The following is a 16,748-nucleotide window of genomic DNA, read 5'->3' as shown; positions in this document are numbered from 1 at the left end:
CGGTGCTCGAACTCGACGATATCCAGCACATCCTGTTGACGCGCACGCCGGCAATGACCGGCCGCTACGAGTTTCTGTCCTTCGAGACACCGGCGGCCGGCCGAAAATGGCTGTCCGAGATGCTGACCACGACACAATCCGCGGCCGACGCCGTCGACACCCTGGATTCCGCATCGCGGTGGGTGACAGTGGCGCTCACCTGGACTGGACTGCGGGCACTGGGCGTGCCCGAGCAAGCGTTGTCCACCTTCCCCAGAGAATTCCAGGAGGGAATGGCAGCTCGAGCCCAGATCCTCGGCGACACCGGCCCGAACGCGCCGCAGCACTGGAGCGGCGGCCTGGCCTCCAGCGAGCTGCACGCCATAGCGATCCTGTTCGCGCGCAACGAATCCGAGAGGATCCGGTGTGTCGATGAACACGACCGTCTGTTGGCGCGTGTGCCAGGGGCACGCAGACTGTCGCACCTGGATCTCAACGCCACCCCACCGTTCGACCACGCGCATGACCACTTCGGCTTCCGGGATCGGTTGTCACAGCCCGTGCTGAAAGGCAGCGGTGAGGAGCCGACGCCGGGGTCGGGCGACCCGCTCGAACCCGGTGAATTCATCCTGGGCTACCGGGATGAGAACGGACCTCCGGTCAATCTGCCTCAGCCCGAGACCCTCTCACGAAACGGCAGTTTCATGGCTTACCGTCGCTTACGCGAGCATGTCGGCCTGTTTCGCGATTACCTGCGCTCACACGCAGAAGGCGCGGAGGGCGAGGAGCTGCTGGCCGCCAAGTTCATGGGCCGCTGGCGCAGCGGCGCCCCCTTGGTGCTTGCGCCGGAGCGCGACGACCCCGAGCTCGGTGGAGATCCACAGCGCAACAACGACTTCAACTACAAGGCGATGGACCCGTTGGGTTACGCCTGTCCACTGGGTGCCCACGCGCGTCGCCTCAACCCCCGGGACACGGCCGTCAACATGAACCGACGCCGGATGATCCGCCGCGGGGCGACCTACGGTCCCGCGCTGGCGCCGAACGCACCCGAGGACGGCGCCGACCGCGGTATCGCGGCATTCATCATCTGCGCCAGCCTGGTGCGACAGTTCGAGTTCGCCCAGAACGTCTGGATCAACGACACGTCGTTCCACGAACTGGGCAACGAGCACGACCCGATCTGTGGAACCCAGGACGGCACCCTGGACTTCACCGTGCCGAAGCGCCCGATCCGGAAGATACACAGAGGGATACCCGCCTTCACCACCGTCACCGGAGGGGCGTACTTCTTCCTGCCGGGACTGCGCGGCCTGCAATACCTGGCCGGCCTGACATGAGCGCGGCGCGCACCTACAACCAGAACCACATCGTCCGTCGCCGCGACGGGCACAGGCGGGTGAGCATCTACTGGACGTGGAGTTATCCCTGGGAGGCTCAACGGGATCCGGCCATGCTGGACAATCGGTTCTCCACCATCACCGAAGTGCGCAACGCGGTGTGGCCGGCCTACGAAACCCCGGAGTTCAGCGCCTCGAACTTCCTACAGGGTGTCGCAGGGACGCTGGAGTTGTTCCACCGTTCGACACTGAGCTTCCAAGCCCTGTCCGCTGAGGTCACCGGACACGCAGTCGCGGTGTTCCAACGCACCGACCAGGCCGGCTATCCGCTGCCCATCGACGAACGGATACTCGAGGACACCGACACCCTGATGGTCTTCGGACTCGACCACCTGCTGTCCGAACAGACCGCCGACGACGCCGAGGCCGACGCCATCCGGGCCTGGCTACGCCGGGACGGTACCTGCCTGGTGCTGGCGCCGCACCACGACGTCGGCTTCACCGACGACCTGGCGCAGCGGCAGGTCGAGTACCGCCACCATGGCGATCGCCTGGTCCCACGGCAGCAGCGCTTCGGCCTGTACACCCGCTCGCTCATGCACCAGCTGGACGTCCCGGTACACAACACGTGGGGACTGTGTCCCGCGGTGGTGGACGGCACCCGGGACCCGGTTCCGCTGACCCGGTTTCCGGACCTCGACGGCATCGGACTCCTTGCCGGGGTCAGCACGTTGAGCCTGCACCAACACCTTCCGCACTACGAACTCGCGAACGAGAGCGGCGTGAGAGTGCTCGGCACCCAGCGCATCGACCCCCGACGGCCTCATCCCTTCACCGATGCGGGCAACACCGAATTCAACGCCGTGCTCTGGCTGCCGCCCCACGGTGACCGCGCCGGTGACATCGTCCTGATCGACTCCACACACTTCACCACCCTGTTCGGCGGCACCGACAGCCTCACCACCTTGTGGCGCAACCTCGTCACAATGGGATGATGACTCACTCCAAAGCGGTCTTCATCACCGGCGCCGCCGCCGGGATCGGCCGGGCCACCGCACTGGCCTTCGCCCGCCGCGGTTACACCGTCGGTGCCTACGACGTCGACTCCGGCGGCTTGGAATCCCTGGCCGCCGAGATCGCCGCCTTGCACGGCACTGCGTTGACCGGGCACCTCGACGTCACTGATGCCGATGAGATGACGCTGCGGACAAGAGAATTCGCCGGAGCAGCGGGCGGCAGGCTGGATGTGTTGATCAACAATGCGGGCATCCTGTTGGCGGGCCAGTTCGAGAAGCTGGATCTGTCCGCACAACACCGCGAGATCGACATCAATACCAAAGGCGTGGTGAACGGCCTGTATGCGGCGTTTCCGTATCTGCGGTCCACCCCTGGTGCCGTGGTGGTGAACCTGGCGTCGGCATCGGCGATCTACGGGCAAGCCGAACTCGCCACCTACAGCGCCACCAAGTTCTTCGTCCGCGGTCTCACCGAAGCGCTCGACATCGAGTGGAGCGGGCACGACATCCGCGTCATCGCCATGTGGCCGCTGTACGTGCAGACGGCGATGACCTCCAACATCAGCACCGGCACCACCCAGTCGCTCGGCATCAACCTCACCGCCCAGGACGTCGCCGACGCCATCGTGGCTGCGGTGTCCGGGAGCCGGTTACGAAAAGCGATGCACCAGGTGCACTACCCCGTGGGCGGGCGCTCCAAGGCGATGACGCTCGGCTCCCGGTTCTCCCCGGCCTGGCTGACCCGCGCCATCAACAAACGCCTGGCCAAGCACTGACGTTGGGTTGGCCGCGGCGGCGCGATCCACCAAGTTCCCGGTTTCGAGGTGAGCTGACCGATACCCTCTGCGGGTGCGATGCACTCGCAGAACGTTCCTGGGCGCCGCAGGTGTGCTGCTGGTCGCCGGATGTACATCGACGAAGACCACGGTCGAAGCGAACACCGCCACAGTCACCCACGCCTTCGGCGAGACGACAGTGCCCGCACCTCCGCAACGGGTGGCCAGCCTGGGCTTCACTGAGCAGGACAGCCTGCTGGCCCTCGGGGTGGTGCCGATCGCGACGACGGAGTGGTTCGGCGGCGAACCGTTTGCCGTCTGGCCGTGGGCCCGCGCCGCGCTGGGCGCGGCACAACCACGCGTGCTGAGCCTGGCCAACGGCATCCAGGTCGGTGAGATCGCCGCCATGCAACCGGACCTGATCGTGGCCACCAACGCCGGCGTGGACGCCGATACCTATGCGGCGCTGTCGGCGATCGCCCCGACGATTCCCCAGTCGGGCCGCGACGCCTTCTTCGAACCGTGGAAGACCCAGGCCGTCAGCATCGCCACGGCCGTCTTCCAGCGCGAGGCCATGGAAGCGCTGATCCAGGGGGTCGATGAACAGGTGGTGGCGGCAGGGACGGCACACCCACAGTTCAAGGACAAGACCGTGGCGCTGTTGGCGGGGACTGCATGGAACGGCGCCATCACGGTCACCGCGCCCGGCTGGCGTACCGACTTCCTGACCCAGATGGGCTTCGTCGTCGCCGACCTCGATCCCCTCCCGTTGGATCAGCTGCGCCCTGCTCTGGCCGACATCGACGTGCTGATCTGGGCAACCGAAAGCGAAGCTGAGCAGGCCGCTCTGCTGGCTCATCCCGATATCGCCGGTTTCGGCAGGCGCAATGTGTTCACCACCAAGGAACTCGCCGGAGCCATCGCATTCTCCTCCCCGCTGTCGCTGCCGGTGGTGGCCGACCAACTGCCGCCCCTGCTGGTCGGAGCTCTGGGCGGCTGAGACTGCCAGCGACATCTGTTTGGATATCCGGGTGAACAGCAACAAACAGATGAGCATCGAACACTCTGGGCAGCCCACCGGGTACGCAACGGTGGGCGCTTCGTACTACCCCATCCTCGTGGCGGTGTTCACCGCCCTCGTCCTGATCTCCAACATCACCGCCACCAAAGGGGTGGCCTTCGGCCCGTTGCTGACCGACGGCGGATTCCTGGTGTTCCCCCTCACCTACGTCATCGGCGACGTGCTATCCGAGGTCTACGGACTCAAAGCCGCGCGACGCGCGATCATCGTCGGCTTCCTCATGCAGGCGCTACTGGTCGCCGCGCTCTGGAGCACCGTCCGACTGCCCGCCGCCGAGGGATACGAGAACCAGGCGGTCCTGGAGACCATGGTGGGATCCATCACTGGTCTCGCGGTCGCCGGGCTCGCCGGATTCCTGGTCGGCCAGTTGGTCAACGCCTATCTCGTGGTACGAATCAAGCAGCGCACCAAGGAGTCTCACCTGTGGGCGCGCCTGCTGGGCTCTACCGTCGTCGGCCAGTTCGCCGACACTCTGGTCTTCTGCGCCGTGGCCGCGCCGATCATCGGATTCGGTGACATGTCGTCGTTCGCCGTGTACGCCGCGCTGGGCTGGATCTACAAGTGCGCCGTCGAGGCCGCGCTGCTGCCCGTCACCTACCGGGTGATCGCGTTCGTCAAAGATCGTGAGCCCAGCTATCAACCTCTGCGGTGAGCCTGAGCGGTGGTTAAGGCATCTCTGGCGAGTCTCTGAAGTGCCTAGCAGCCGTCCTTACCCGCGAGTAACTTCGTGGCATGAGCGCGATCGTGGATACCCGAATGGCCGTTCGTGACTACGGCGACCAGGCGCTGCTGCTCGAATGTGCAGACACCGACGAGGTGCTGGCCTGGACCGACGTCCTGACCAAGGCAGCTCTGCCCGGTGTCCTGGACATCGTGCCCGCGGCCCGCACCGTGTTGATCAAGCTGGACAGACCGGCCTTCCAGGCGCCCACCCGGCAACGGCTGGCCGCCCTGTCCATCGAGGAGGCCGCGGCGACGACGGCTGCCGACGCACAGGCCGACGTCATCATCGACGTCACTTACGACGGTGCCGACCTCGAGGAGGTGGCCCGCCTCACCGGCCTCGACACCGCGGCCGTCGTCGCCGCACACACCGGCACCTTGTGGCGCGTCGGATTCGGCGGCTTCGCACCGGGTTTCGCCTACCTCATCGGTGGCGATCCCCGGCTCGAAGTACCACGGCGGTCCGAGCCGCGCACCAAGGTGCCCGCGGGCGCAGTGGGCCTGGCCGGCCCGTTCAGTGGCGTCTACCCGCGGGAATCTCCCGGCGGGTGGCAATTGATCGGGCATACCGACGCGGTGCTGTGGGACATCGACCGCCCGAACCCCGCCCTACTGACGCCGGGCATGTGGGTGCAGTTCAAGGCCGTCTCATGAGCACTTTCCAGCGAGAAGCGAGTGCACGAGGGACGAACACCGGACGCGCACCGACGTTGGAGGTACTCCGCACCGGGCCGCTGGCGTTGATCCAGGACCTGGGCCGCGCCGGGCTGTCGCACATGGGCGTGGGGCGCTCCGGTGCGGCGGACCGGCGTGCCCATCGGCTGGCCAACCGACTTGTGGCCAACCCCGATGACTGGGCCACCGTCGAGATCACCTTCGGCGGGTTCGCCGCCCGGGTGTCCGGCGGCGACCTCGACATCGCCGTCACCGGCGCCGACACCGACCCGTCGGTCAATGGAGTTCCTTTCGGCACCAACAGCATTCAGCATGTCCGCGACGGTCAGCTGATCGAACTGGGAGTTCCCGCCACCGGAATGCGCAGCTATCTCGCCGTCCGCGGTGGTATCGCCGTCGATCCTGTCCTGGGGTCGCGCAGCTACGACGTGATGTCGGCGATCGGACCGTTGCCTCTGCAAGCCGGCGCCACCCTGCCGGTGGGCAGACACAGCGACGACTACCCCGAACTCGATCAGGCTCCCGTCGCACCCATCGAAGGCCGGATGCTCGATCTGCGGGTGGCTCCCGGCCCCCGCGACGACTGGTTCGCCGACCCCGATGCCCTGGTGCACACAGTGTGGGTGGCGTCCGAGCGCAGTGACCGGGTGGGCATGCGCCTGTCCGGCACCCCGATGCAGCACCGCTGGCCGGACCGACAGCTGCCGTCGGAAGGAGCCACCCGCGGCGCCATCCAGGTGCCGCCCAACGGCCAGCCCGTCATCCTGGGCCCCGACCACCCGGTTACCGGCGGCTATCCCGTCGCCGGGGTGATCATCGACGCCGACATCGACAAGGTGGCACAGATCCGCCCCGGGCAGCCGGTGCGGCTGCACTGGTCACGACCACGAACGGCTGCTTAGAAACCAGATTCCTGGTAGACCTGCGGGTGTGCACACCCAGGTCCTCACCGCCCGCCTGGTCCATACCTCGGATCTCGGTGCCGAGACCCACGAGAACGCGCGAACGATGGTCCTCGAGGCGTTTGCCGGCGAGTTCAGCGAGGCCGACTGGGAACACGCACTGGGCGGCATGCATGCACTGATCTGCCATCGCGGCGCCCTGTTGGCCCATGCTGCGGTGGTACAGCGCCACCTTCTCTATCAGAACAAGGCTCTGCGCTGTGGGTACGTCGAAGCGCTTGCGGTGCGCGAGGACCACAGGGGCCAGGGTTTGGCGACCGCCCTGATGGACGCCGCCGAGCAGGTGATCCGCGGGGCACATCAGATCGGTGCACTGTCCGCCTCCGAACTGGGCCGACCCGTGTACGAACAGCGTGGTTGGTTGCCGTGGCGCGGCGCCACCTCCGTGCTGGCTCCCGACGGCCTGACCCGCACCCCCGACGATGACGGCGCGGTGTTCGTGTTTCCGGTGTCGGTCGACGTCGACACCTCCGCTGAGCTGACGTGTGACTGGCGGGACGGGGACGTCTGGTAGACCTCACAGGCGGTTCCGCCGCCGGGTGAGGGCAATTTCACGACCGGGTCACCGGCGGGCGACTTCGGGAAATACAACACCCCTACGGTGAGTAGATGAATCCTGACAGCCCCCAGGAACAGACCCGCCATCTGATGCGACACGCGTGCGCAATACGCGGATAATCTCGTGGAAACAATCACTGAATACACAGGTCAAATGAGTGAGGTGGACTGGGCCCCGCTCACCGGATATCGCGTTGCCGTGACATCGGCCCGCCGTTCCGAGGAGCTGAGCGCATTGCTGCGGCGCCGGGGTGCCACAGTGACCAGTGCCGCCGCCATCGCGATGGTGCCGCTGCCCGACGATGTCGAACTGCACCAGTACACCGAGGAACTCATCGAGACGCCGCCGGACATCGTGGTGGCCACCACCGGAATCGGTTTCCGCGGGTGGGTGGCCGCCGCCGACGGCTGGGGCCTGGCGGCCGAGTTGATCGCCGCACTGTCGCAGGCTCGCGTGGTGTCCCGGGGCCCGAAGGCCACCGGCGCGCTGCGCGCGGCATCACTGCCCGAGGAGTGGTCGCCGGAATCCGAGTCCTCCCGCGAGGTACTGCGCTACCTGCTGGAGAAGGGCGTCGGCGGCCAGCGCATCGCGGTGCAGCTGCACGGAGCCACCGACGAGTGGGATCCGTTCCCCGAGTTCCTCGACGAGCTGCGTAACGCCGGCGCTCATGTGGTGCCCATCCGGGTGTACCGCTGGACGCCGGCGCCCACCGGAGGCGCGTTCGACCAGTTGGTGACGGGCATCGCCGAGCAACAGTTCGACGCCGTGAGCTTCACCTCGGCTCCTGCGGTGGCCGCGACGTTGATGAGGGCCAGGGAGATGGGCATCGAGGACGCCGTGATCATGGCCCTGCGTACCAACGTGCACGCGATGTGTGTCGGTCCGGTGACGGCTCGCCCGCTGGTGCGGCTGGGCGTGCCGACATCAGCCCCGGAGCGAATGCGGTTGGGCGCCTTGGCCCGTCACATCACCGACGAGCTGCCCGTGCTGCAGTCGCGGGTGCTGACCGCCGCCGGTCACCTGGTGGAGATCCGCGGGACCTGCGTGCTGGTGGACGGCGTGGTGAAGTCACTGTCACCCGCCGCGATGGTCACCATGCGGGCACTGGCACTGCGGCCGGGCACCGTAGTCTCCCGCCACGACCTGCTGGCCGCACTGCCGGGAGCGGGCACCGACACCCACGCCGTCGAAACGGCCGTGCTGCGGCTGCGAACGGCACTGGGCGACAAGAACATCGTCGCCACCGTCGTCAAACGCGGTTACCGGCTGGCGGTTGACCAGCTGTGAACCCGATACTGGTGGCACACGGCACCCGGAAAGCGGCGGGCGTGGACATGATCGGCGAACTGGCCGACCGGGTCTCCTCCCAGCTGGGGCAGCGAGTTCGGGTGGCCTTTGTCGACGTACTGGGCCCCACGCCCGCCGAGGTGCTGCGCACCGTCGACGGCCCGGCAATCCTGGTTCCGGCGTTCCTGTCTGCGGGCTATCACGTCCGCCGCGACATTCCTGAGCATGTCGAGGCCAGCGGTCATTCCGACGTGAGGGTGACAAAGGCGCTGGGGCCGTGCCCCCAGATGGTGCGAGTGGTGACCGATCGCCTGGTCGAATCAGGCTGGCGCCATGGAGATTCGGTGATCATGGCCGCTGCGGGCACATCCGATCCGCATGCCCAGCACGACCTTCGAGTGACGGCGACACTGCTGTCGGCCGCCCTCGGTAGCCGGGTGGAACTGGCTTACGCGGCCACCGGGGAACCCCGCGTGGCGGATGCGGTGGCCACATTGCGTGAGCGTGGTGCGCGGCGGGTGGTGGTGGCCTCCTACCTGTTGGCCGACGGCCTGTTCCAGGATCGGCTGCGAGACTCCGGTGCCGATGTGGTCAGCGAGCCATTGGGCCTGCATCTGGGCACGGTGCGCTTGATCGCCAATCGCTTTCGGCGGGCCCAGGTTTCCGGTGATGTGTGGAGCCTCAGCGGCGCCCACCACCGCTGAGACTCCACACATCACACGTCAGCGACCGACGTGCACGGTGCCGTCGTCGTCGACCCGCGCCGCATAAACCGGCACCGACACCGACGGGTCGTCGAGACAGGTGCCGTCTTCGAAGGCGAAGGCCTGCTTCTTGATCGGCGACTGCACACAGGCGCGTCCGCCGCGGTCTCCGACGATACCGCGGGACAACACCGCCGCCCCCGAAAACGGATCGATGTTGCCCACCGCGACCACACTGCCGTCATCGAGCCGGAACAGCGCGGCCTGCGAGCCGTCGTCGAGCAGCACGCCCACCCCGCGGCCGGGGATCAGAAAATCGTAGGCGCAGGCCGCGGTCCAGATCTGAACGTCGTTCTTGATGTCACCGAGTAGTGTCATGAGCTCTTCTCCTTGGCGGGCATGGCCGGCATACCAACCGGAACCATTCGACCGGAACGCTTTTCGAACGTCACCGTGGGGTCAGGGGCACCTGGGGCGTTGACGAACGAGACAAACCGGGACAGCTTGTCGGGGTCCTCCAACACGCCTTTCCACTCACAGGCATAACCCTCGACGTGCCGCGCCATCGCGGCCTCGAATTCGGCGGCCAAGCCCAGGGAGTCATTGCACACAACGTCTTTGAGATGCTCCAGGCCACCGTCCAACGACTCGACCCAGGGCGCGGTGCGCTGCAATCGGTCAGCGGTGCGGATGTAGAACATCAGGAACCGGTCGATATAGCGGACCAGGGTTTCGGCATCCAGGTCACCGGCCAGCAGCTCGGCGTGGCGCGGTGTCATCCCACCGTTGCCGCCGACGTAGAGATTCCAGCCGTTCTCGGTGGCGATCACGCCGACGTCCTTGCCGCGCGCCTCTGCGCACTCACGAGCGCAGCCCGACACGCCCATCTTGATCTTGTGCGGGGCCCGCAGGCCGCGATAGCGCAGCTCCAGATCGATGGCCATCTGCACCGAATCCTGTTGCCCGTAGCGGCACCAGTCGCTGCCGACACAGCTCTTCACCGTGCGCAGCGACTTGCCGTAGGCATGTCCGGACTCCATTCCCCCCTCGACGAGGCGAGCCCAGATCTGCGGCAGTTGATCGACCCGCGCGCCGAACATGTCGATGCGCTGACCACCGGTGATCTTGGTGTACAGCCCGAAATCCTTGGCGATCTGGCCTATCAGGATCAGATGCTCAGGTGTGATGTCACCGCCGGGCACCCGTGGCACCACCGAGTAACTGCCGTTTCGTTGGATGTTGGCCAGGAAGTGGTCATTGGAATCTTGCAGCGAAGCCTGCTCGCCGGAGAGGATGTGATCGGAGCTGGTGGATGCCAGAATGGACGCGACCACGGGTTTGCAGATGTCACAACCGCTTCCACGGCCGTGGCGTTCCAGCAGCCCGGAGAAGGTACGCACCTCGGTCGCGGTGATGATCTCGTACATCTCGGCGCGCGAGTGCGGGAAGTGCTCACACAATGCCTTGGACTGGATGACGCCTTCGGCCTCGAGGAGCTGCTTGAGCAGCGGCACACACGATCCGCACGACGTGCCCGCGGCGGTGCACTTCTTCAGCGCGGGCACATCGGCGCAGCCGTCGGCGATCGCGCACTTCAGATCATGCTTGGTGACGTTGTTGCATGAGCATACCTGCGCGCTGTCAGGCAGGGCTCCCACACCGAGAGCTGGTGTGCCACTGGCGGACTGAGGTGCTATGAGGGACATCGGATCACCTGGCAGCTGCCCCCCGACCATGGGTCGCAGCACACCATAGGCGGACGCATCGCCGACAAGAACACCGCCGAGCAGTGTCGTGGCGTCGTCGGAGAGCACCAGTTTGGCGTAGGTGTGATTCACCGCGTCGTTGACCACCACCTCCAGGCAGTTCGGAGTGGCACCCATGGCATCGCCGAAGCTGGCCACGTCGACGCCGAGGAGCTTGAGCTTGGTCGACATGTCGGCCCCGGGGAACTCGGCTCCGCCGCCGAGCAGCCGGTCGGCCACCACCTCGGCACCGGCATAACCCGGGGCCACCAGGCCATAACACCGGCCTTCGATGGCCGCCACCTCGCCGACCGCAAATATGTTGGGATCCCTTGTAGTGCAGGACAAGTCGGTGATGACGCCACCGCGATCGGCGACTTCCAGATCTGCTGCTCGGGCCAGCTCGTCACGCGGTCGCACTCCGGCGGCGAAGATCACCAGTCCGGCATCGATCAGGGTGCCGTCAGACAGGGAAACAGCCAGCGTCTCGTGATCGGTGCGCTCGATGGAGTCGGTGCCGACGTCGACGTGCACCGAGATGCCCAGGCCGGAGATCATCCGACTGAGCAGAGCCCCGCCCGCCGGGTCGAGCTGTTGGGCCATCAGGCGGGGTGCGCGCTCCACCACGTGGGCATCGATACCGAAGCTGCGCAACGCATTCGCCGCCTCCAGACCGAGCAGCCCGCCGCCGATCACCACACCGGCGCTGGTGTGCCCGGCCTGCAGCGCAGCCTGCACGTCGGACCTGATGGCATCCAGGTCGTCGAGCGTGCGGTAGACGTGACACCCGGGCAGATCGTGGCCGGGAACCGGGGGCACCCATGCATAGGAGCCCGTCGCCAGCACCAGGGCGTCGTAGCCGAACCGCTCTCCCTCAGCGGTCACGGCTACTTTGTCCTGCCGGTCGATCTCGACGACGGTGGCACCGAGGCGCAGCTGCACGGCGGCGTCGCCGTCGTAGCTGCTACCCGGCAGTGCCAGCCGGGCACGGTCCCAGTGCTCGGTGTAGGCCGTCAGCCCCACCCTGTCATAGGCCGCGTCGGCTTCCTCCGACAGCACGGTGATTCGCCACTGCCCCGACTCGTCGCGTGCGCGCACCGCCTCCACCAGACGGTGTGCCACCATGCCGTGGCCCACAACCACGAGTTCCCGCTTGGACTGCATGGCGTCAGGCTAGAAAGGCCATATTGCCGCGATGTCGCTGTGTGTGAACCGGCAATCACACTGTGCTCACTTTGGCCGAGGCGCCCGTGTGAGACGGTTCGCTGACGGCGAACGCCCAGCTGGAACTTGAGCGTGGTACGCTCACGTTTCACTCATCGAGAGGCCGGAACGCGCCGGCCGGAACATAGATGAGGAGTGCGTCATGAGTCAGGTAACGCTCTGGTCCCGTCCCGCATGGAACGCTGACCGGTGGGTGCGCGAGTTCTTCGGCCCGGCAACCAGCCAGGAGTGGTTCGCGCCGGCACCCGGCGGGTTCAGCCCGGCGGCCGAGGTGGTCAAGGACGGCGATGACGCCGTGGTCCGCCTCGAGATCCCCGGCGTCGACGCCGACAAGGACGTCACCGTGGAGCTGGAGAACGGCCGTCTCGTCATTCACGGGGAGCGTCGCGACGAGCGCGCCGAGCAGAGTGCCGAGCGCACGGTGCGCGAGGTTCGCTACGGCAGCTTCCGCCGCTCCTTCGCCCTCCCGGAGCACATCACCGGTGAGGACGTCACCGCGTCCTATGACGCCGGGGTGCTGAACATCCGGGTGGCCGGCGCGCACCGCAAGCCCGAGGTTCCGGGCGCCCGGCGCATCGCCATCGAAAGCAAGTAGCGAGACAAACCGTCAGGGTCGCAGATCAGCACCGATCTGCGACCCTGACTGCTCTCAGCTCCAGCGCCCGAGAATTTCCTTGGCCCGGGCGGCCAACGCCATCTGGAAGAACGGACCGAAGCTGATCCGACCCACCCCCAGCGACCCGAACGACGCCGGATCGTCCTGATCCGGCAGTGCAATGGCGTTCACCGGCAGCGGCAGCTCGGAGGTGAGACGACGCTGCACCTCATCGGTGTGGCGACCCACCGGGTACAGACTGTCGGCGCCGGCCTCGGCGGCGTCCTTCATCCGCGCAATCGCGGTGTCCACGCGGTCGGCCTCGTCACCGTGCTGGTTGAGGATGTAATCGGTACGGGCGTTGACCACCACGTGCACGCCGGCGCCGTCGGCAGCAGCGCGCAGGCCACCCACCAGAGCGGCATGCTCGCTCGACGAGCGCAACCGCCCGCCTTCACCGTGCACTGTGTCCTCGATGTTGAGCCCCACCGCACCCACCCGCAGCAGGCCCGACACCAACTCTTCGGCGGGCAGCCCGTAACCCGACTCGATGTCCACCGAGATCGGCACATCGACCTTGGCGGTGATCTGCGCGACCCGCGTCAGCAGGTCCTCGAACGCCATGCCCTCGTTGTCGGGCTTACCGATCGAATCGGCCACCGGGTGGCTGCCCACGGTGAGTGCCACGAATCCGGCGTCCACCGCCAGCGCCGCCGACCACGCGTCCCACACGGTCGGCAACACCACGGGATTTCCAGGCTGATGCAATGCAAGCAGCGCGTCGGCCTTCGCCGCCAGAGCCGCAGTGGAGATGTCGCTCAAGGGAACCCTCCTCGGGTGTCATAGGTGTCGCTCCTAGCCAATCGCAGCCGCATCGATGGCATTCCGATACGTGACGCGGGTCACGTTCTGTTTGTGAAGTGGCTAGCATTGGGTGTCGTAATGTGATTCACGACACCCTTCAGCCCAAGGAGGTCACTTGTCCACCACCACCGAACTCACCGAACTGCACGAACTGATCAGCGGACTCCGGCGATGTGTCACCTCGCTGCGATCGAGGTATGGCGACAGCCCGGCAATGAGGCGCATCGTCTTGGACGCCGAGCGCATCCTCAACGACGTCGAGATGCTCGATCTCGACGCTCATGACCTCGATCTGACCCGCTGCGTGGTCCAGCATTCGGCCGAGAAGATCGGCATCCCGGACACCCAGTACGACAGCGACTTCTGGCGCGACGTCGACGACGAAGGCGTGGGCGGCCACAACCGAACACGATGAGTGCTCAGCTCATCGCGCGTCCCTTCACAGATGCAGGAGCCATGAGATGAGCGCGCCCACGTCAGACCGCCGTGCCACCGGAGTCTTCTCACCCGGGCGCGCTCAGATCTCACAGCGCACACTGCGCACCGACAACTGGCTCAAATCGCCGATCGTCACCGACCTCGGCTTCGCCGCCTTCATCATCTACGCGACGGTGCGGGCCTTCATGCAGACCTGGTATTACGTGCCGGAGTACGGCTACCTGACACCGTTCTACTCCCCCTGCATCAGCGTCGGATGTGTTCCGGAAGCAAGCCATTTCGGGCAGTTCCTCCCCGACTGGCCGATACTGCCCTACGCGGCGCTGTCCCTGCCGTTTCTGCTGCTGTTCCGGTTGACCTGCTACTACTACCGAGGCGCCTACTACCGTTCGGTGTGGCAGGCCCCCACGGCCTGCGCGGTGGCCGAACCCCACGCGAAGTACACCGGCGAGACGCGACTGCCGCTGATCATCCAGAACACCCACCGGTACTTCTTCTACATCGCGGCGATCATCTCCGTGATCAACACCTATGACGCCGTCATCGCCTTCCACAAGCCCGACGGCGGATTCGGATTCGGGCTCGGCAACGTCATCCTCCTGGTCAACGTGATACTGCTGTGGACCTACACCATCAGTTGTCATTCTTGTCGGCACGTCGCAGGCGGCCGGCTCAAGCACTTCTCCAAACACCCTGTGCGGTACTGGCTCTGGACCCAGATCAGCAAGTTGAACACCAGGCACAAGCTCTATGCCTGGGTGACGCTGGGCACCCTGATGTTCACCGACTTCTACGTCATGGCACTGGCCGCCGGCTGGTTCTCCGACCTGAGATTCGTTGGCTGACAACTCAATAGAGGAGTGAGGATCTTCGATGAGTGACCTGGAACGACACGTTTACGACGTGGTCGTGATCGGCGCCGGCGGGGCGGGTTTGCGAGCGGTTATCGAGGCCAGGGAACGAGGCCTGCGGGTGGCCGTGGTGACCAAGTCGTTGTTCGGCAAGGCCCACACCGTGATGGCCGAGGGTGGCTGCGCCGCGGCGATGCGCAACGTCAACACCAAGGACAGCTGGCAAGTGCACTTCGGTGACACCATGCGCGGCGGCAAGTTCCTCAACAACTGGCGGATGGCCGAGCTGCACGCCCAGGAGGCCCCGGACCGGGTATGGGAACTGGAGACCTACGGCGCGCTGTTCGACCGCACCAAAGACGGCAAGATCAGCCAGCGCAACTTCGGCGGGCACACCTATCCGCGGCTGGCGCACGTCGGTGACCGCACCGGGCTGGAGATCATCCGCACCCTGCAACAGAAGATCGTCAGCCTGCAGCAGGAGGACAAGCGCGAGCTCGGCGACTACGACGCCCGGATCCGGGTGTTCCACGAGACGTCGATCACCGACCTGATCCTCGACAACGGGAGGATCGCGGGGGCGTTCGGCTACTACCGGGAGACCGGGAAGTTCGTCCTGTTCGAGGCGCCGGCCATCGTGCTGGCCACCGGCGGCATCGGCAAGAGCTTCAAGGTGTCGTCGAACTCGTGGGAGTACACCGGCGACGGTCACGCCCTGGCGCTGCGGGCCGGCTCCGGGCTGATCAACATGGAGTTCATCCAGTTCCACCCCACCGGTATGGTCTGGCCGCTGTCAGTGAAGGGCATCCTGGTCACCGAGGGTGTGCGCGGTGACGGTGGCGTGCTGAAGAACTCCGAGGGCAAGCGGTTCATGTTCGACTACATCCCCGATGTGTTCAAGGGCAGTACGCCGAAACCGAGGAAGAAGCCGACCAGTGGCTCAAGGACAACGACTCCGCCCGCCGCACCCCTGACCTGCTGCCCCGCGACGAGGTGGCCCGCGCCATCAACGAAGAGGTCAAGGCCGGCCGCGGAACTCCGCACGGCGGCGTCTATCTCGACATCGCGTCCCGCATGCCCCCCGAGGAGATCAAACGAAGGCTGCCGTCGATGTACCACCAGTTCATCGAACTGGCCGAGGTCGACATCACCAAAGACGAGATGGAAGTCGGCCCCACCTGCCACTACGTGATGGGCGGCATCGAGGTCGACCCGGACAGTGGTGGAGCCGCGACGCCGGGCCTGTTCGCCGCCGGTGAGTGCTCGGGCGGCATGCACGGTTCGAACCGCCTTGGCGGCAACTCGCTCAGCGACCTGCTGGTGTTCGGCCGCCGAGCCGGGCTGGGCGCAGCGGATTATGTTCGGGCACTGAATGTTCGACCCAAGGTCAGCACTGAGGCCATCGAGGCGGCCACCACGTTGGCCTTGGATCCCTTCAAACCCAAGCCCAATCCAGAGAATCCGTACACCCTGCACTCCGAGTTGCAGCAGTCGATGAACGACCTGGCCGGCATCATCCGCAAGGAAGCCGAACTCGAAGAGGTTCTGGTCAAGATCGACGAGCTCAAGAAGCGCTACGAGAACGTCACGGTGGAGGGTGGTCGGGTGTTCAACCCGGGCTGGCACCTGGCCATCGACATGCGCAACATGCTGTTGGTCAGTGAGTGTGTGGCCAAGGCGGCGCTGCTGCGCACCGAGAGCCGAGGCGGCCACACCCGCGACGATCACCCCAAGATGGACAGCCACTGGCGCAACAAGCTGCTGGTATGCCGAACCGCCGGTGGCGGCGTGGTTCCGGACGTGGAAGTGATACCCGAGCAGCAGCCGGTGATGCGGCCCGATCTGTTGGCCACGTTCGAGCTGTCCGAACTCGAGAAGTACTACACCGACGATCAATTGGCCGAACACCCTGACCGGAAGGCCTGAGTC

The 16,748-nt window shown here is 66.1% G+C and carries 16 protein-coding genes and 1 pseudogene; 14 read left to right on the top strand and 3 right to left on the bottom strand.

What is annotated here, in order from left to right:
- Window positions 1-2 precede the first annotated feature (2 nt).
- The 10 genes from BVC93_RS15590 (at window position 3) to BVC93_RS15545 (ending at window position 9,102) form a co-directional block, all read left to right on the top strand.
- On the top strand, window positions 3-1,319 hold the full coding sequence (locus tag BVC93_RS15590) for a Dyp-type peroxidase (protein WP_083738250.1): 1,317 nt from the start codon (window positions 3-5) through the stop codon (window positions 1,317-1,319).
- A complete protein-coding gene (locus BVC93_RS15585; RefSeq protein ID WP_083738249.1) occupies window positions 1,316-2,314 on the top strand; it encodes a hypothetical protein in 999 nt (332 codons plus the stop codon). Before BVC93_RS15590 ends, BVC93_RS15585 begins: the two co-directional genes overlap by 4 nt.
- Complete coding sequence (locus tag BVC93_RS15580) at window positions 2,314-3,111, top strand: SDR family oxidoreductase (protein WP_083738248.1); 798 nt, start codon at window positions 2,314-2,316, stop codon at window positions 3,109-3,111. The genes BVC93_RS15585 and BVC93_RS15580 overlap by 1 nt, the downstream gene beginning before the upstream one ends.
- Before the next feature lie 67 nt (window positions 3,112-3,178).
- Entirely contained in the window at window positions 3,179-4,111 is a 933-nt protein-coding gene (locus tag BVC93_RS15575) for an ABC transporter substrate-binding protein (protein ID WP_083738247.1), read from the top strand.
- Window positions 4,112-4,160: 49 nt separating this feature from the next.
- Window positions 4,161-4,844, top strand: coding sequence for a queuosine precursor transporter (locus BVC93_RS15570; RefSeq protein WP_083741086.1), 684 nt, complete (start codon window positions 4,161-4,163; stop codon window positions 4,842-4,844).
- Window positions 4,845-4,924: 80 nt separating this feature from the next.
- On the top strand, window positions 4,925-5,569 hold the full coding sequence (locus BVC93_RS15565) for a 5-oxoprolinase subunit B family protein (RefSeq protein ID WP_083738246.1): 645 nt from the start codon (window positions 4,925-4,927) through the stop codon (window positions 5,567-5,569).
- Window positions 5,566-6,492, top strand: coding sequence for a 5-oxoprolinase/urea amidolyase family protein (locus BVC93_RS15560; RefSeq protein ID WP_083738245.1), 927 nt, complete (start codon window positions 5,566-5,568; stop codon window positions 6,490-6,492). The genes BVC93_RS15565 and BVC93_RS15560 overlap by 4 nt, the downstream gene beginning before the upstream one ends.
- Before the next feature lie 28 nt (window positions 6,493-6,520).
- Window positions 6,521-7,066 (top strand): GNAT family N-acetyltransferase, encoded by a 546-nt coding sequence (locus tag BVC93_RS15555; RefSeq protein ID WP_083738244.1) that lies wholly within the window; start codon window positions 6,521-6,523, stop codon window positions 7,064-7,066.
- Between the two features lie 198 nt (window positions 7,067-7,264).
- Entirely contained in the window at window positions 7,265-8,398 is a 1,134-nt protein-coding gene (locus BVC93_RS15550; RefSeq protein WP_083738243.1) for a uroporphyrinogen-III synthase, read from the top strand.
- The gene (locus tag BVC93_RS15545; RefSeq protein WP_083738242.1) at window positions 8,395-9,102 is read left to right on the top strand and encodes a sirohydrochlorin chelatase; all 708 of its coding nucleotides are present in this window, start codon (window positions 8,395-8,397) and stop codon (window positions 9,100-9,102) included. The genes BVC93_RS15550 and BVC93_RS15545 overlap by 4 nt, the downstream gene beginning before the upstream one ends.
- Before the next feature lie 18 nt (window positions 9,103-9,120).
- Here the strand turns inward: BVC93_RS15545 and nirD are convergent, their stop codons facing one another.
- The gene (gene nirD / locus BVC93_RS15540; RefSeq protein WP_083738241.1) at window positions 9,121-9,480 is read right to left on the bottom strand and encodes a nitrite reductase small subunit NirD; all 360 of its coding nucleotides are present in this window, start codon (window positions 9,478-9,480) and stop codon (window positions 9,121-9,123) included.
- Complete coding sequence (nirB, locus tag BVC93_RS15535) at window positions 9,477-12,011, bottom strand: nitrite reductase large subunit NirB (protein ID WP_083738240.1); 2,535 nt, start codon at window positions 12,009-12,011, stop codon at window positions 9,477-9,479. The genes nirD and nirB overlap by 4 nt, the downstream gene beginning before the upstream one ends.
- Before the next feature lie 202 nt (window positions 12,012-12,213).
- On the opposite strand from nirB, the gene BVC93_RS15530 reads away from it, so the two are divergent.
- Entirely contained in the window at window positions 12,214-12,666 is a 453-nt protein-coding gene (locus tag BVC93_RS15530) for an Hsp20/alpha crystallin family protein (protein WP_083738239.1), read from the top strand.
- Between the two features lie 54 nt (window positions 12,667-12,720).
- On the opposite strand, the gene BVC93_RS15525 is transcribed toward BVC93_RS15530, so the two are convergent.
- Window positions 12,721-13,479, bottom strand: coding sequence for an isocitrate lyase/PEP mutase family protein (locus tag BVC93_RS15525; protein ID WP_083741085.1), 759 nt, complete (start codon window positions 13,477-13,479; stop codon window positions 12,721-12,723).
- Between the two features lie 166 nt (window positions 13,480-13,645).
- Here BVC93_RS15525 and BVC93_RS15520 point away from each other — a divergent pair, with 166 nt between their 5' ends.
- The 3 genes and pseudogenes from BVC93_RS15520 to BVC93_RS15510 all read left to right on the top strand — a co-directional run bounded on the left by BVC93_RS15520 (window position 13,646) and on the right by BVC93_RS15510 (window position 16,745).
- Window positions 13,646-13,945: a hypothetical protein gene (locus tag BVC93_RS15520; RefSeq protein ID WP_083738238.1), complete on the top strand. Its 300-nt coding sequence runs from the start codon at window positions 13,646-13,648 to the stop codon at window positions 13,943-13,945.
- Window positions 13,946-13,991: 46 nt separating this feature from the next.
- The gene (locus BVC93_RS15515) at window positions 13,992-14,813 is read left to right on the top strand and encodes a hypothetical protein (protein ID WP_083738237.1); all 822 of its coding nucleotides are present in this window, start codon (window positions 13,992-13,994) and stop codon (window positions 14,811-14,813) included.
- Between the two features lie 28 nt (window positions 14,814-14,841).
- A pseudogene (locus tag BVC93_RS15510) lies at window positions 14,842-16,745 on the top strand (fumarate reductase/succinate dehydrogenase flavoprotein subunit).
- The last annotated feature ends 3 nt before the right edge of the window (window positions 16,746-16,748 follow it).

It is taken from the genome of Mycobacterium sp. MS1601 (genome assembly GCF_001984215.1).
Taxonomy (GTDB): domain Bacteria; phylum Actinomycetota; class Actinomycetes; order Mycobacteriales; family Mycobacteriaceae; genus Mycobacterium.
This window is presented reverse-complemented; position numbering and strand designations above follow the sequence as displayed.

Excerpts from the sequence above, each read along its gene's own strand:
- BVC93_RS15550 (WP_083738243.1), top strand. The coding sequence starts at position 7,265 with ATGAGTGAGGTGGACTGGGCCCCGCTCACCGGATATCGCGTTGCCGTG.
- BVC93_RS15580 (WP_083738248.1), top strand. The coding sequence starts at position 2,314 with ATGACTCACTCCAAAGCGGTCTTCATCACCGGCGCCGCCGCCGGGATC.
- BVC93_RS15585 (WP_083738249.1), top strand. The coding sequence starts at position 1,316 with ATGAGCGCGGCGCGCACCTACAACCAGAACCACATCGTCCGTCGCCGC.
- BVC93_RS15515 (WP_083738237.1), top strand. The coding sequence starts at position 13,992 with ATGAGCGCGCCCACGTCAGACCGCCGTGCCACCGGAGTCTTCTCACCC.
- BVC93_RS15530 (WP_083738239.1), top strand. The coding sequence starts at position 12,214 with ATGAGTCAGGTAACGCTCTGGTCCCGTCCCGCATGGAACGCTGACCGG.
- nirB (WP_083738240.1), bottom strand. The coding sequence starts at position 12,011 with ATGCAGTCCAAGCGGGAACTCGTGGTTGTGGGCCACGGCATGGTGGCA.
- nirD (WP_083738241.1), bottom strand. The coding sequence starts at position 9,480 with ATGACACTACTCGGTGACATCAAGAACGACGTTCAGATCTGGACCGCG.
- BVC93_RS15570 (WP_083741086.1), top strand. The coding sequence starts at position 4,161 with ATGAGCATCGAACACTCTGGGCAGCCCACCGGGTACGCAACGGTGGGC.
- BVC93_RS15565 (WP_083738246.1), top strand. The coding sequence starts at position 4,925 with ATGAGCGCGATCGTGGATACCCGAATGGCCGTTCGTGACTACGGCGAC.
- BVC93_RS15560 (WP_083738245.1), top strand. The coding sequence starts at position 5,566 with ATGAGCACTTTCCAGCGAGAAGCGAGTGCACGAGGGACGAACACCGGA.